Origin of the sequence: Macrococcus psychrotolerans (genome assembly GCF_038095555.1) — a bacterium.
Taxonomy (GTDB): Bacteria; Bacillota; Bacilli; order Staphylococcales; family Staphylococcaceae; genus Macrococcoides; species Macrococcoides psychrotolerans.
The window spans coordinates 395,787-411,079 of sequence record NZ_CP124591.1 but is presented as its reverse complement, the minus strand read 5'-3'; the positions used below and the strand labels follow the sequence as shown (position 1 = coordinate 411,079).

At 40.5% G+C, this 15,293-nt stretch carries 13 protein-coding genes; 3 read left to right on the top strand and 10 right to left on the bottom strand.

Annotation, left to right across the window (positions count from 1 at the left end):
- Positions 1 to 139: 139 nt before the first annotated feature.
- Entirely contained in the window at positions 140 to 424 is a 285-nt protein-coding gene (locus QA539_RS02145) for a hypothetical protein (protein ID WP_419895353.1), read from the bottom strand.
- Between the two features lie 16 nt (positions 425 to 440).
- Entirely contained in the window at positions 441 to 1,964 is a 1,524-nt protein-coding gene (locus QA539_RS02140; RefSeq protein ID WP_283722504.1) for an AbgT family transporter, read from the bottom strand.
- A gap of 191 nt (positions 1,965 to 2,155) precedes the next feature.
- On the opposite strand from QA539_RS02140, the gene QA539_RS02135 reads away from it, so the two are divergent.
- Positions 2,156 to 2,566 (top strand): DUF2188 domain-containing protein, encoded by a 411-nt coding sequence (locus QA539_RS02135; protein ID WP_419895584.1) that lies wholly within the window; start codon positions 2,156 to 2,158, stop codon positions 2,564 to 2,566.
- Between the two features lie 34 nt (positions 2,567 to 2,600).
- On the opposite strand, the gene QA539_RS02130 is transcribed toward QA539_RS02135, so the two are convergent.
- From QA539_RS02130 to QA539_RS02120, 3 genes are all read right to left on the bottom strand, one after another.
- Complete coding sequence (locus QA539_RS02130) at positions 2,601 to 2,825, bottom strand: sulfurtransferase TusA family protein (protein WP_099482697.1); 225 nt, start codon at positions 2,823 to 2,825, stop codon at positions 2,601 to 2,603.
- A gap of 10 nt (positions 2,826 to 2,835) precedes the next feature.
- A complete protein-coding gene (locus QA539_RS02125; protein WP_219493863.1) occupies positions 2,836 to 3,912 on the bottom strand; it encodes a YeeE/YedE family protein in 1,077 nt (358 codons plus the stop codon).
- 99 nt (positions 3,913 to 4,011) lie between these two features.
- Positions 4,012 to 5,184, bottom strand: a complete 1,173-nt coding sequence (locus QA539_RS02120) for a M20 family metallopeptidase (RefSeq protein WP_133453337.1) — start codon at positions 5,182 to 5,184, stop codon at positions 4,012 to 4,014.
- Between the two features lie 147 nt (positions 5,185 to 5,331).
- On the opposite strand from QA539_RS02120, the gene QA539_RS02115 reads away from it, so the two are divergent.
- Positions 5,332 to 7,401 (top strand): RecQ family ATP-dependent DNA helicase, encoded by a 2,070-nt coding sequence (locus QA539_RS02115; protein ID WP_419895352.1) that lies wholly within the window; start codon positions 5,332 to 5,334, stop codon positions 7,399 to 7,401.
- Positions 7,402 to 7,409: 8 nt separating this feature from the next.
- On the opposite strand, the gene bioB is transcribed toward QA539_RS02115, so the two are convergent.
- The 4 genes from bioB to QA539_RS02095 form a co-directional block, all read right to left on the bottom strand.
- Positions 7,410 to 8,402, bottom strand: a complete 993-nt coding sequence (bioB, locus tag QA539_RS02110; protein ID WP_419895351.1) for a biotin synthase BioB — start codon at positions 8,400 to 8,402, stop codon at positions 7,410 to 7,412.
- A 108-nt stretch (positions 8,403 to 8,510) separates the two neighbouring features.
- Entirely contained in the window at positions 8,511 to 9,548 is a 1,038-nt protein-coding gene (locus QA539_RS02105) for an ABC transporter ATP-binding protein (RefSeq protein ID WP_419895350.1), read from the bottom strand.
- Positions 9,549 to 9,611: 63 nt separating this feature from the next.
- On the bottom strand, positions 9,612 to 10,970 hold the full coding sequence (gene glpT, locus QA539_RS02100) for a glycerol-3-phosphate transporter (protein WP_413474053.1): 1,359 nt from the start codon (positions 10,968 to 10,970) through the stop codon (positions 9,612 to 9,614).
- Positions 10,971 to 11,128: 158 nt separating this feature from the next.
- On the bottom strand, positions 11,129 to 11,974 hold the full coding sequence (locus QA539_RS02095; protein WP_419895349.1) for a CAP domain-containing protein: 846 nt from the start codon (positions 11,972 to 11,974) through the stop codon (positions 11,129 to 11,131).
- A gap of 209 nt (positions 11,975 to 12,183) precedes the next feature.
- Here QA539_RS02095 and QA539_RS02090 point away from each other — a divergent pair, with 209 nt between their 5' ends.
- The gene (locus QA539_RS02090) at positions 12,184 to 13,371 is read left to right on the top strand and encodes an amidohydrolase (protein WP_419895348.1); all 1,188 of its coding nucleotides are present in this window, start codon (positions 12,184 to 12,186) and stop codon (positions 13,369 to 13,371) included.
- 262 nt (positions 13,372 to 13,633) lie between these two features.
- Here the strand turns inward: QA539_RS02090 and QA539_RS02085 are convergent, their stop codons facing one another.
- Positions 13,634 to 14,956: an Nramp family divalent metal transporter gene (locus QA539_RS02085; protein WP_101035391.1), complete on the bottom strand. Its 1,323-nt coding sequence runs from the start codon at positions 14,954 to 14,956 to the stop codon at positions 13,634 to 13,636.
- Between the last annotated feature and the right edge of the window lie 337 nt (positions 14,957 to 15,293).

The window sequence follows — 15,293 nt, the reverse complement described above, 5'->3', positions numbered from 1 at the left end:
TTTCTTAAGACCTTAAGTCAATCATATATCGAATTTGGCACGGCGCCAATTTCACCCTTATTTTTCTGCCCGAATTTGGCATGGCGCCAATTTCGCTCTTCTTTTTCTGCCCGAATTTGGCACGGCGCCAATTTCACCCTTATTTTTCTGCCCGAATTTGGCATGGCACCAATTTCGCTCTTCTTTTCCTGCCCGAATTTGGCATGGCGCCAATTTCACCCTTATTTTTCTGCCCGAATTTGGCATGGCGCCAATTTCGCTCTTCTTTTTCTGCCCGAATTTGGCACGGCGCCAATTTCACTCTTCTTTTTCTGCCCGAATTTGGCATGGCGCCAATTTCGCTCTTCTTTTTCTGCCCGAATTTGGCATGGCGCCAATTTCGCTCTTCTTTTCTTGCCCGAATTTGGCACGGCGCCAATTTCACTCTTAAATTCTACACCCTATTTCAAATGGATCGGTCCTCCTGGTCCCACTGGAAGTCCTGTTAAATACCAAGCAATTAATAATATTGTCCAGAATATACCGAATGCTACAGAGAACGGCATCAATGCTGCAATCAATGTTCCAAGGCCGATATCCTTCACATAGCGTTGTGCATAAGACAATAATAGTGGTAAGTAAGGCATCATCGGTGTAATCGGATTTGTTATCGAATCTCCGACACGGTAGATTACTTGTGTAAATGCTGGATGGAATCCGAGTAGCATCAACATCGGGACTAGGATAGGAGCCATGATTGCCCACTTGGCTGATGCACTACCAATCAGCATATTGATAAACGCAGACAAAGCTAATACGCCGAGTATCAGTACAACGCCGTTTTGCCCTTGCAAAGCCTCCGCCCCTTTAATCGCGATGATCGTTCCAAGATTACTCCATTTAAAATACGCAAGCATTTGTGCAGCGAAGAATACGATTACGATAAATGGTCCCATCGTACTCATCGCATCCCCTAGCATCTCTGCAAACTTCTTCGTAGAACGCATCGTCCCTGCTACAAAGCCATAGACCAGTCCTGGCACGAAGAACAGCACTGTTATAATTGGAACGATTCCATTCATAAGTGGAGAGTCCTGAATAAGGCTTCCTGTTTTCGCATTTCTCAACAATCCATTCTCAGGAACCGCTAAAAACATCACAATCACCATCGCAATCAGCAATGCAATATTTGCATAGATCATTGCTTTACGTTCTATTGGCGTGACATCTTCAGCAGCAGTATGCACATCGCTTTTATATGCTCCAAATCTAGGTATTGTTATCTTGACTGTAACAAACCAAGCAGCAATGAGTAACACTACTGTAGAGACACATAGGAAATAGTAGTTCATCACCGCATTTACTGGAACACTATCATCGACAAGTTTCGCCGCCGGTTCTGTAAACGACACGATTAATGCATCACTCATCCCAATAATTAAACTTGCTGAATACCCACCGAGTGCTGAGGCATAAGCCATAACAAGCCCTGCGACTGGATGATAACCAAGCTTAATAAAGACCATCGCAGCGATTGGAGGAAGTACGATTGGTGCCGCATCACCCGCAGCATTTCCAAGGATTCCTACCAATACAATCATTGGAACGATAATCTTGCGCGGTGTCTTCTCAATGGTATACTTCATTAACGTCTCAAAGTACCCCGTTTTCTCTGCAACTCCTACACCGATCATCACAACAAGGACGAGGCCAAGTGGTGGAAATGCTGCAAAGTTATTAACTGCTTCTGAAATAATCTTAGCAATACCTTCAGGCGTTAATAAGTTCACTGCTTCAATCACTTTACCGTCAGCTGGATTCTTAGCAGAAACACCCATCGTTCCAGTAACAAATGAAGCAAACAAAATGATAAGACATAGTGAAATAAAAATAACAACTGGATCAGGCAATTTATTCCCTGATTTCTCGATGATATCTAAAGATCGATCGATAAACCCTTTCTTCTTTATCTTTTGTTCTACCATCACATCTCCTCCTCATCGATTGTATTTCAAATATTATATGTGTATTTTACATAAACAGTTGTATAAATGCAACACACAGATTAAAATTCAATATAAAAAGAAATGCCGTTCTTTCAACTATGAATCGATTATCGCTGATTACAGATGATTAATACCTAGATAATTGGTTATAGTATATAAAAGGAGATGATATTATGTGGACAATGGATGATTATCCGGACACATGGAAACACTTTGAACAGCTCGAACGTAAGAAAGCGATTGATATTGCAAACGCGATGCTGAAAGAAGGTTATAAAGAATCAGATCTTATTCCAATTGCAACAGCTCAAGCTAAGAAGTGGTATCAATCCGCTTCACAAGAAGAACTTAAGGAATTAAAGAATAAAAAAATTACGCTTCATAATGACGAGGGTACGAGCAATCCAGAACTTATGGATAATGATGTAGAAGTGTACTTCGAAGATACTTGGAAAGTTAGGTCGAAAGGTGCAAAGCGCGCCTCCGATAGTTTCTCCACTAAAGCTGAAGCCGTTAAACGCGCACATGAAATCGCTGATAATAAAGGGACGAAGGTCATCACGCATAATAAAAACACATAAAAAAGGATCCGGAAAATTTTCCGGATCCTTTAGTTTATTTTTTCTGAACGGTAATCGTCCAAGAAGCATCATCCAACTGTTCATAGTTTGTAACAGGGTAGCCTTGTTCAGCTGCCCAGTTCGGAATTGCTTCCGTCGCTTGTGTACAGTCGAAATCTATTTTAAGTTCATCACCTGAACTTAATGCTTCCATTTTCTTCTGCGCTTCTATTAAAGGAAAGGGACATACCATTCCTACAGTTCCAAGTTCATATAACATATTTATCCTCCTATACTGTCTGTGTTTTAACCTTTGTAGCCGCGATTTCAGATTTCGCTTGTTTCATCGGCTTCACGAATAAGAAATAACTCATAAACCAAGTTCCAAGAATAATAAATAATAATGACAGCCAGCCCTGTGTGTTCATCGTGGCAGTGGATACTAAGCCATTACCGATAGAACATCCTCCAGCAAATGCTGCACCGATACCCATCAATGCACCGCCTATTGCGCTGTTGCGAATCGTAATCTTATCTGGAAGACGCCATTTAAATTCTCTTGATCCTCTTGCCGCAATGTATGAACCGATAAGAATTCCAAGTACCAAGTATACACCCCAGTCAAGCAGCGTAACATCACCATTGACTAAGAACTGTAATAGCTTGGCTGACGGTGTTGTGATTCCTAAGCCATAGTTACGACCTGTCGAGTAACTCATCGGCCATGCAGCAAGTGCGATAAGCCCAATAAGTACTGCCGCAAAGAAAGGATGATATTTCTTTTCAAAGAATAGATGACGTACGCCAGTAAATTTTTGCTTCAATTTCGGTACCGCAACTTTAGGTTTTCTTAATGTTTTAACGACAAAGAATAATGTAAGTGCACTTAATATTAAAACTAATACCCAATAGGGTAAACCAAACATTGTACTCATCTTTGATTCTACAACTGTCATACCATTTACCTTATCAAGCGCTGGTTTTAATGCACCGTTCTTCGTAATCGCTGCAAACAGTGCATACATAAATAATGCAATCCAGCTTCCAATCAATCCTTCACCTGCGCGATACCACGTTCCCGTTGCACAGCCACCTGCAAGAACGATACCCACACCAAATATAAATGAACCGAATATCGTACCGATTACAGAATATGCATCATAAGGAATTTCGAGCACATGTAAAGACGTTAATATTGCTAATCCAATCGCTTGTATTGTAATCGCGACAAGCAATGCATAGAACATTTTATTGTTCTTTTGAACGTACATATCTCTGAAGCCTCCAGTTAAGCAAAAACGTGTACGCTGCATCACAAATCCAAGTAGTAAACCAATAATTAAACCGCTAAAAATAGTCCAGCCCATAACTAGCCTCCTATAATTCCGATAGTTTTAGTAAGAAATAAATACTATAGTACCGAAATTCGGGAAGTTTTGCAATCATTTTTTTATTTGTGCACCTTTTTATTGATTTAAATAGTCTATGACGACCGTGCCAACTGCTTGAGCTGCAATCAGTAATGATCTTTCGTTGATATTAAATTTCGGATGGTGATGCGGGTATATATGTCCATCTTCTGGGCTCGCCCCTGCATAAATAAATGATGAAGGTCTCTCCTTAGCATAATAGGCAAAATCCTCTGATGGGGGTTGCGGCTCGGTCAGTGCAACATCAAAGTCTAGATCTGCGCTTTGAAGTGTATCTGCAACGTACTGCGTAAATTCAGGATCGTTATAAAGGGCAGGATAGTCATCCTGATAATCAAGTTCACACTCTACGTCAAACATCACTTCTATCCCTTTAACAATGCGTCGAATCTCTGTTTCGATTACTTCTTTCGTCTGATCCGTCAGCCCTCTGACATCACCTTCTAATGATACGGTATCCTGTATGATGTTAAACTGCCCCTGCCCATCAAACGAACCTATCGTCACGACTCCTGCATCAAACGGACTAAGCCGTCTAGATACAATCGTTTGTGCACTCGTGACAAATATACTCGATGCAACAATTGCATCATTCGCCATATGCGGACTTGAACCGTGTCCCGCCCTTCCTTTAATCTTCAATCTAAAGAAAGCACGTCCAGTCTGAACATAACCAGGTCGATAATAGATGGTCCCTGTCTTCATCGTGCTCATGACATGTAAACCTAATACGTGATCAACGTCCTCTAAGACACCCTCTTGTATCATTGCCTTCGCTCCACCAGGCGGTACTTCTTCTGCAGGCTGATGGATGACCACTACTTTACCTTTAAACGTATCCTTCAGTTCTGCAAGTGTTTCAGCGAGGACGAGCATATATGCTGTATGTGCATCATGACCACATGCATGCATCACACCTTCGACCTTAGACGCATAGGGTAAGCCTGTTTCTTCCTGTATTGGCAACGCATCGAAATCTGCACGGATAGCTAATGTTTTGCCAGGATTCCCTGAATCAATCGTAACTTTAATCCCACGGGGTCCAATATTACGTTCGACTGAAACATCCAAATCTCTATAAAAATCTGCGATATAGTCAGATGTATTTTCTTCCTTAAAGGATAGTTCAGGATGTTCATGTAAATATCTGCGAATCTTAATCATCTTCTCTTCTTTTGCTTTCAGTCTGTCTAATAATCGTTTATGCATTATAATCCTCTCCTTATACATATTGTAAAATATATTACGTATGATATGTTGTAAGACGCAATAATCAAGCATATTGAACTGTATGCTTTTTATAAGCTGAGCGCATAGAAAAAGCATGTTATGATAATATCAAAGGGAGGTTCCATAATGAATATTGAAAGTCGCGCACTTCAGTTATTACAGACGTCATATGGCAACGTCGCTCAGTTCCGCGATGGGCAACTTGAAGCAATACAAGCAGTAGCAAATAAAAGAAAAGTGCTCGTCATACAGAAGACCGGTTGGGGAAAATCTATCGTTTACTTTATAGCTACAAAGCTATTAAGAGAAGACGGCAGTGGTCCAACGATCATTATCAGTCCACTGCTTGCATTGATGCACAACCAGATTGATGCAGCTGCAAAGCTCGGGTTGAATGTTGTAACAATCAACAGTAATAATCGCGATGAATGGGATAGCATCTATTCCAACCTCGATGCAGCAGATGCTATCATCGTCTCACCGGAGAAATTATCAGATCCACGTTTCATAGAAGCACTGACTGCAATCAATGATATCGAGCTGATTGTTGTGGATGAAGCACATTCTATCTCAGACTGGGGCCATGATTTCAGACCGGATTATCAACGTATCGTCAACTTACTCAAGACATTACCAGATTCTATCGCAGTATTAGGTACGACTGCTACAGCCAATGATCGTGTCATCGATGATATTAAAGATCAGCTCGGTGATGATTTAGCTGTCTTTCGCGGCAACTTAATGCGCGATAATATTTCTATTCAAATTAATCCGGTACAATCTAAAGTTGAGCGTCTTGCTTTTGTGACTGACGCATTACTGAATCACTCTTTCATAAGCAAGTCACAAGGCATCATCTATTGTCTCACAAAGAAAGAGTGTGATTCAGTAGCCGAGTTCTTAAAACTGCATAATATCAACGCAGAAGCTTATTATTCCGGTATGCAGGATGAATTCGGTAATAATACAGAGGAAGCGGTACTCGCACGCTTTCATGAAGGTACGCTACGTGTCATCGTTGCCACAATTAAACTTGGCATGGGTTATGATAAATCAGACATCGGATTCGTAATGCACTTTCAACTGCCACAAAACTTAATATCGTATTACCAGCAAATCGGTCGTGCAGGCAGAAACGGAAAACCTGCCCTTGCTATCCTTCTGCATGGTGATGAAGATGAAGAAATTATCAAGTCATTTATAGATTCATCTTACAAAGACCCAGAGCTATTGTCACAGATTCTCGATTTGCTGAGACAGTATCCGGAAGGCTTATCACGTAATGAGATACTCCCACACTTCAACTTGAATACGACAAAGCTTGCAGGTGTTCTAAAGTATCTCTATGTCCATGAATATATTGAGCTGCACAAAAGAAAGTATGTCATCAACGAACAAAATACATTTGATGCGACTGAAAATGCTAAGCTTCAGAACAAACTCAATGATACGCGCATGAATGAATTAAACAACCTCAAACGATTTATTAACTATGATGGCTGTTATATGAAATACATTGCCGAAGAACTTGATGCCCCAGACATTAAAGAAGTCTGTGGCATGTGTACTTATTGCAGAAATCGTATATTTGTCCCAATGACAAATGATAATCCATACCTTGAATCAGCGACGCAATATAAAAATAAGTTACATGGTGAGATAGCACCAAGAAAACGTACAGCTTATAACAAAAAGATTGAAGAACACTTACAGATGCAACCCGGATGGACATATACAACTGATGCATATTCTCCTATCGGCAGACGATTTATGCTAGAAAAAGAACACGATCAGGTTTCTGAAAAAACGGTAGCAACAGTCCGCCATTTCTTGAAAGATATGATATATCAGAATGAAATTGATGCGATTGTTCCCGTTCCAAGTTTAAGGAATCCAGGACTCGTCAAAACATTGGCCGAGCAGCTTGCTCAAAGTTTTAACATCGACTACATTGAAGCTGTGGAAAAGATACGTCCTGGCGCATTACAAAGAGAAATGAAAAATTCTATGATGCAGGAACAAAATATTAAAGACACGATTCATATCGTCAATCATGAGCAACTCGCAGGTAAGAACATACTGCTTATAGACGACGTCGTAAATTCCAGATGGACGATGACCGTTATTGCAGCACAGCTTCTAGAAAGCGCTGATAAAGTCTATCCATTTGCGTTGATCCATAATAGTAGTGAATAAAGCAGCACTCAAATTTTGAGTGCTGCTTCATTTACTTCAGATTCATTTATATCAATCTCAAACCCTAGATCTTCCAGCATCTTATAATCAAGTTCATTCGGCTGTCCATTGGTAATCAGATAATCTCCTACAAAGATGGAGTTTGCTGCCTGCATCGCAAGGGGTTGTAATGTTCTTAAATTCACTTCTCTACCCCCAGCAATGCGGATTTCTTTCGATGGATTAATCAATCTGAACATCGATAATATTCTTAAACAGCGTTCTGGTGTTAAGTTATCTTCATTACCGAACTTCGTCCCCTTCACAGGGTGAAGGAAGTTTACCGGGATACTATCTGCGTCTATCGCTCGAAGCGCTAATGCCATATCAATAATATCCTCATCTGTCTCACCCATCCCACATATTACACCTGAACATGGCGAGATGTTATTGGCTTTCATGATTTCAATGGTATCGACACGGTCTTGATATGTATGTGTCGTTACGACTTCATCATGATAATTTTCACTCGTATTAATATTGTGATTATATCGGTCTACGCCAGCCGATTTCAGCTTCTTCGCTTGTTCGTCATTCGTCAGACCGAGACAAGCGCAAATCTTAAGCTGCGGATGTTCGTGTTTAATTGTTTCAACAGTATCTGCAATATGATCAACCTCTTTATCACTTGGCCCTCGCCCACTCATAACAATACAATAAGTGCCGATGTCATGTGTTGCACAGAAATCTGCACCTGATTTAATCTGTTCACTATCAACCAGTAAATATTTGTCTTTATTCTTCATCAGTTTCGATTGTCCGCAATAACCACAGTCTTCTGGACAAATCCCACTCTTCGCATTAAGAATCATATTCAGTTTCACCTTACGACCATAATAATATTTACGCACTTGATATGCTTCATGGAGTAAGTCATATGTATCTATATTATTATCGACAAATAACGATAATGCTTCTGCTTTTGAAATACTTTCTCCATTAATAATACGTTGTGCTAACATAAAATCCCCCCTGTATACTTTTACAATATAACTGCACCATTATATTGTAAACTAATTTTTAAAATAAGTTAACAATCATTCAAAAAAAATAAACGGGCGATTGCCCGTTTATTTAATCACTACTCCACTTTCAGAATCGAAATATTGAACTTTCTTATCATTGATCGAGATGCGAATCTCGTCACCAATCTCAAGCATCACCTGCTCTGAAAACTTAGCGATACATTGCGCGCCATTGACTATGAAGGTGACGACCGTCGTATCTCCTAACATCTCGCATGCCGTTACAGTAACGGGCGCCCCTAACGCATCACGTGTCACATCTTCGGGTCTGAACCCTACCTCTATCGTACCATCAGCAACCGGCATGTTAATTGGTAGATTGAAGTCACCGAACTGCACTATACCATCCACTACATCACCACGTACAATATTCATCGCAGGAGACCCTATAAAACTCGCAACGAACTTATTGTTTGGCTCATTATAAATTTCAAGCGGGGTGCCAATCTGCTGTACCTGCCCTTCATTCAAGACCATAATACGATCACTCATCGTCATCGCCTCAACCTGGTCATGCGTTACATAAATCATCGTCATACCGAGGCGCTGCTGTAACTGTCGTAACTCGACACGCATCTGGCCGCGCAGCTTGGCATCCAGGTTAGATAACGGTTCGTCCATTAAGCACAGCTTCGATTCACTGGCGATGGCACGCGCTAATGCCACACGCTGACACTGGCCACCAGAGAGTTCGCCGGGTTTCTTCTTCAAATAATCTTCTAACCCAACAAGCTTCGCCGCTTCTAACATCCTGTCATAACGCACCGCTTTAGGTACCTTACGATTCTCTAGCGTAAACAGAATATTCTTCTCAACCGTCATGTGCGGATATAACGCATAGTTCTGAAACACCATCGACAATGAACGTGCTTTCGGATGCAGATGATTTGCAAGCTGCCCGTCAATATAGAGTTCACCCTCTGTGATATCCTCAAGACCCGCAATCATGTTTAGCAGCGTACTCTTCCCACAGCCACTCGGGCCGACAAGGACGAAGAACTCACCAAGCTGCACATCACATGAGATATCCTTGAGCACATAATCTTCTCTATAACGTTTACTGATATGTTCTAGCTTCAGCATTCTCCACACCTCCTTACCTGTATTATAAAAAAAATGCATAGAATACTCTATGCATTTTTTGTCCTATTTAATTACTTCTTGTCCACGCACGTTCCACGTGAAGGTAAAGCTTAATGTCGCAAGTACAGAGGCTCCGACCAATAGCATAAATCCTGCATCCCAGCCAAAGTTATCAACGACTACTCCCATCAGGATATTCGCCATCACCGCACCAGCCAGGTAACCGAACAATCCAGTAAGTCCTGCTGCTGTTCCTGCTGCTTTTTTCGGTACATAATCCAGTGCTTGTAAGCCAATCAGCATTACCGGTCCATAGATCAAGAACCCGATAGTAATCAGTGCAATATTATCAATCCACGGGTTGCCTGCAGGGTTCAGCCAGTAGACGATTACTGCGATCGTTACGCCGATCATAAAGATAAATCCTGCTGGACCACGACGCCCTTTGAATACCTTATCTGATAACCAGCCACACAATAAGGTCCCCGGAATACCTGCCCATTCATATAAGAAGTAAGACCAGCTGGATTCGTTAAGCTGAAATCCTTTCTCTTCATTAAGATACGTCGGTGCCCAGTCTAATACACCATATCTTACGAAGTAGACAAAGATATTAGCGATTGCGATCATCCAGACCCACTTGTTATTCAGTACATATTTGAAGAGAATCTCTTTCGTCGTTAATTCTTCTTCCAATGTCTCATGTGCTTTATTCGGATAATCATCCTTATATACTTCAATCGGTGGTAATCCTTGTGATTGAGGTGTATCCTTCATGAAATAGAACGTTATTGCAGCGCATACTAAGGCAATCAGTGCCGGGAAAATAAACGCACCTTCAAAACCTTTTAGATAGCCAAAGTTGTATGTTGTAAACAGTGTGATACCAAATACAGCAAGCGGTGCCATCACTCCACCACCTACGTTATGTGCAACGTTCCATAGTGCTGTTTTACTCCCACGCTCAGATACACTGAACCAATGGACTAATGTTCTTCCAGCAGGCGGCCAGCCCATACCCTGGAACCAACCATTTAAGAATAATAAGACAAACATAATGGCAATTGAAGAGGTAAAGAACGGAACAAAGCCAAGCAGCAAGTTGACGATTGCCGTCAGTACAAGACCAAGCACCATGAAGTTTCTGGCGTGGCTCCTGTCTGATACCGTTCCCATCACAAATTTACTAATACCGTATGCAATAGATACCGCCGATAACGCGAAACCGAGATCGGTCTTTGTGAATCCCTGTTCAATAAGTGCCGGCATCGCAAGCGAGAAATTCTTTCTTAATAGATAGTAAGCTGCATAGCCAATAAAGATTCCGATAAAGACCTGCAGACGTAACTTCTTGTACTCTGCGTCAACTTCTTTGCTGTCTAAAGGCTGTGCTTTAGGCGCAGGTTGTAAAAACTTTAACATAAATTTCCTCCTGTTTTCTATATTTACATTATCTTTACAATCTTAACAAACTAGACATAATTCGTAAAGAAAGCCTTTACAAAAAATTTAAGCTTAATATGAAAACAGATCCACTGATCATTCAGTGGATCTGTTTATCATCAATCGCGGACTCGTATCTATTTGTATGTAAAGTTCTGATTCGCTACAAACTTCGAGAATGTACCATCGCCCTTTCCAAGCTTAACAGAAGAGGTAACACCTTTAAATTTAGGGTGCATCATACTTGTATAGTGGCTCGGACTCTTCTTCCATTGTTCAAAGCATACTTTAGCTAGATATCTTTCTGAAACCAGTGTATATGGATTGCCCATGTAACTACTCAGCAGTGAGTTTTCTCCTGCAACCTGCTTACGAACATTCGCCGGAAAGGCAGTGATATAGCGCTCTCCATTGAGTCGTACGTGTGCTACACCGTTAACCCTTATCTTGCCGTAGCTTGCAAGTTCATTCGCACGGACATCTACTCCGCTTTGCAATTGAGGACGATATTGCAGGGGGCTCAACCCTTTTGTTTTTCTATCCTTGTTGATGAGTTTAATGATTTCATCATTAAATTTTCTTGTATTAAAGAACTCGTTATTATTAAATCCCTTAATCGCACGATAGTTTGCGCTAGTGCTCAACATAAACAATTGTCCATTCCTATTTACCCATACTTTATTCTCTAGTGTTTTATTACTCGCCTTCTGAAACTTATTATCATCGCTTTCTTTATACATAGTCAGCAGATTCCCTTTTGCCGAGAGCGTTACTTTGGTCACTTTGTCACCAATATACGTTCTCTTCCCTACGCTATAGCCATGACCCGCATCTAATGTGTCTGTATTAAAACGCCCGTCCTGATACTGTGATGCTATTCCTTTGTTATCAATAGCTGCTGCATATACCTGCTGGTCATCTATCACTCCAATAGATGAGAATAATAAACTTAATGTGAACGTTACTTTTAGAAGTTGCTTCATGGCCTGACCCCGTTTCTTATAATATCGAAAAGAAATTATGACACGATGCATACTATTTTGCTGTAACTTTTATCACACTTTATCTTAAAAAATGAAAATTATATTTCCTTTTAATTTTATATTGTCAGCAGTAGATGCCGATATACTTCGCCCAGCAACATTTCATAACTTAAATCTGATATATTATAGAAAAATGAGGGGGATACAATATGACACTCAAAGACACATTATTCAAGAAACTAGATGAAAAGCAGGAGCGAATGATTGAAATCAGACGTTATTTGCATGCACATCCTGAATTATCATTCGAGGAACATGAAACTGCTGCATTTATCGAGAACTTCTATAAAGGAAAGGATGTCACAGTACATACCAATGTTGGTGGCGGCACTGCAGTCGTTGTTGATATCGAAAGTGGGAACCCAGGGAAGAACATCGGGTTACGCGCAGACTTTGATGCACTTCCGGTACATGAGGAAACGAACTTAGCATATAAATCAACGCGTGACGGATTAATGCACGCTTGTGGTCATGATGCCCATACGGCGTACTTATTAACACTTGCCGATGCACTGATCGAACTAAAAGATGAATTATCAGGGACAATCCGCATCATCCATCAGCATGCTGAAGAGAAACCACCAGGTGGTGCAAGAGATATCGTAGCATCAGGCATCCTGGATAATCTCGATGAAATTTATGGCATCCATGTCTTTCCTTTCGTTGATCAAGGGAAGATTGAAATACATGAAGAAGAGACATACGCAGGTTCTTCAACCTTCGATATCGTCATTCAAGGCAAAGGCGGCCATGCTGCAATGCCTCAGAATACAAAGGATGCCATCGTTGCCGCTTCTTACTTTGTCACACAACTACAAACCGTCGTATCACGTTGTACAGACCCTAAAAATTCAGTCGTCGTAACCATCGGCGCATTCGAAGCACCAGGGACGCACAACGTCATACAAGGCAAAGTTGTATTAAAAGGAACGACACGATACTTGGACGAACCATCAAAAGACATAGCGTACGCAGCCATTAAAAGCCAAGTCGAAGGGCTGGAGAAAGCATTCGGTGTTACAGTTGACTTAGATTATCACTTTAACTACCCCGTACTCTATAACCACGTTGAACAAACACGTGCAGTTAGAGATATTCTTAAACAAAGTGAAGGCAGCTACTTTGATGAAGTCGTTGAAGGCGATACACTGTCCGGATCAGAAGATTTTGCTTATTACTTAAAGCAAACACCAGGAACCTTCTACATCGTCGGTGCTAAACCTGAAGGAATAGCAGATCCATATCCAAACCATCATCCGAAGTTTGAAATTAATGAAGAGTCGATGATGATCTGTGCGAAGTCACTTGGGGAAGTAGTGCTCGGTAGGATGGAGTGATAGACAATAAAAACACAAGAAATAACCTAGGTATTGAACATATCAATACCTAGGTTATTTCTTGTTTATATTAAATGATTCAATTTATGTTTAATATAAAATTATTACCAACTTCATTACTTTTATTAGATAATTAATACTCTGAAGTTGAGAAACTCATACAATCCACTACGCTCTAAATTTTAATTTGTAGTTTTTAACTAAGTACATTATATCCATTTTTAATAGTGCCATATTCAATTATATAATTTTTACATCATTATTATAAAAATTCTTTTACCGTCTCTACAATCAAATACATATTCAGTACGCTAAGGATTACTGTTAACAGCCAGGCGATGACATTCACCCATGTTTTATTGACGAACGCTTCTCCCATGATCTTTTTGTTGCTTGTTGCTAACGTTAACGGAATAATGCTGAATGGTAGCGCAAGACTTAAGAATACTTGTGTAAAAATCAGCAAATCTTCAATCTTTGTTGCACTTGAACCATACAACCACAAGCATAGGAAAACAGGAATTACAGCAATCATCCTTGTAATCAGTCGTCTTGCCCACTGCGGTATCTTTATGTTAAGGAACCCTTCCATAACTATCTGACCTGATAATGTTCCTGTAATTGTCGAGTTCTGACCCGAAGCTAACAATGCTATAGCGAATAATGTACTCATCAATGCGCCGCCTACTGCACCTGTGAATGTCGATGCCTTTAGCGCATTATATAGATCATAGAATCTGCCGAGTTCTTCTCCATTGCCATAGAATAACGAAGCCCCAAGTATCAATATAAGACAGTTGATTACAAAAGCAATCGTCAACTGAATATGTGAGTCGATCACTGCATACTTAATAGCCTCTTTCTTCTTAGCAACATTATCACGTATATAGTTCCGAGACTGCACGATAGATGAGTGCAGATAAAGGTTATGGGGCATGATGGTTGCACCGATGATTCCAAGAGCAAGATATAGTAGGTTACTGTTTGTAGCGATAGCTGTACTTGGCAGAAATCCTTCCAACACGTCTCTCCATTCAGGTGAAGAAAAATATACTTCAAACATAAAGATAAATAAGACCGTGAACACTAAAACACCAACAATAGCTTCTATCTTCCTGAAACCCAGCTTGATGATGACAAGCAGCAGTAAGACATCTACAACAGTAATCGTTACTCCGATAACTAAAGGAATGTTGAACAGCAGATTTAAAGCAATGGCACTACCGATAATCTCCGCGATATCTGTCGCCATAATTGCAAGCTCTGTAACAACCCACGCAGCGATGGACACAGGCTTATTGCTCATATGCTTGGTAACCTGAGCGAGGTCCATACCACTAGCAATCCCAAGACGCGCGCACATACTTTGCAAGAGCATCGCTGACAGACTGGATAACAGTATGACAAAGAGCAGCGTATACCCAAACTGCGCACCCCCTGCCATTGATGTGATCCAGTTTCCTGGATCCATATAACCGACGGCTACCAACAGCCCTGGTCCCAGATACATAATCATTTTCTTGATGCCATGTGCCTCACTATCAAAAGACACCTTACCATTTATTTCTTCCAGACTTTTATTCATATTATCATCTCCTTATACAATAATATACCATAACTTTAGGTTAACCTAAAAAAATTTTTTAAATAATAAAATATATTCTTTTATTCTCTGTCGTTACCCCATGCGTAATCTACACAACAATAAAACCCCACGCTTCAATCGAAACGCGGGGACTGATATTATTCATATATGTAGTTTTGATTGGCTACAAACTTAGAGAAGGTACATCACACTTGTATAGTGACTAGGACTCTTCTTCCTAAGAGTAATAACTTGTTTTTCATTTACAATCACAAAACCATCGCATTACTGCTAATCAGAGCTGCTTGCTTTAAAATATCGTTTTCCATCTTTAATT

What these genes read in the sequence shown, in the direction of transcription:
- QA539_RS02140 (WP_283722504.1), bottom strand. Translation starts at nt 1,964, where the DNA reads ATGGTAGAACAAAAGATAAAGAAGAAAGGGTTTATCGATCGATCTTTA.
- QA539_RS02130 (WP_099482697.1), bottom strand. Translation starts at nt 2,825, where the DNA reads ATGTTATATGAACTTGGAACTGTAGGAATGGTATGTCCCTTTCCTTTA.
- QA539_RS02125 (WP_219493863.1), bottom strand. Translation starts at nt 3,912, where the DNA reads ATGGGCTGGACTATTTTTAGCGGTTTAATTATTGGTTTACTACTTGGA.
- QA539_RS02120 (WP_133453337.1), bottom strand. Translation starts at nt 5,184, where the DNA reads ATGCATAAACGATTATTAGACAGACTGAAAGCAAAAGAAGAGAAGATG.
- QA539_RS02115 (WP_419895352.1), top strand. Translation starts at nt 5,332, where the DNA reads ATGAATATTGAAAGTCGCGCACTTCAGTTATTACAGACGTCATATGGC.
- bioB (WP_419895351.1), bottom strand. Translation starts at nt 8,402, where the DNA reads ATGTTAGCACAACGTATTATTAATGGAGAAAGTATTTCAAAAGCAGAA.
- QA539_RS02105 (WP_419895350.1), bottom strand. Translation starts at nt 9,548, where the DNA reads ATGCTGAAGCTAGAACATATCAGTAAACGTTATAGAGAAGATTATGTG.
- glpT (WP_413474053.1), bottom strand. Translation starts at nt 10,970, where the DNA reads ATGTTAAAGTTTTTACAACCTGCGCCTAAAGCACAGCCTTTAGACAGC.
- QA539_RS02095 (WP_419895349.1), bottom strand. Translation starts at nt 11,974, where the DNA reads ATGAAGCAACTTCTAAAAGTAACGTTCACATTAAGTTTATTATTCTCA.
- QA539_RS02090 (WP_419895348.1), top strand. Translation starts at nt 12,184, where the DNA reads ATGACACTCAAAGACACATTATTCAAGAAACTAGATGAAAAGCAGGAG.
- QA539_RS02085 (WP_101035391.1), bottom strand. Translation starts at nt 14,956, where the DNA reads ATGAATAAAAGTCTGGAAGAAATAAATGGTAAGGTGTCTTTTGATAGT.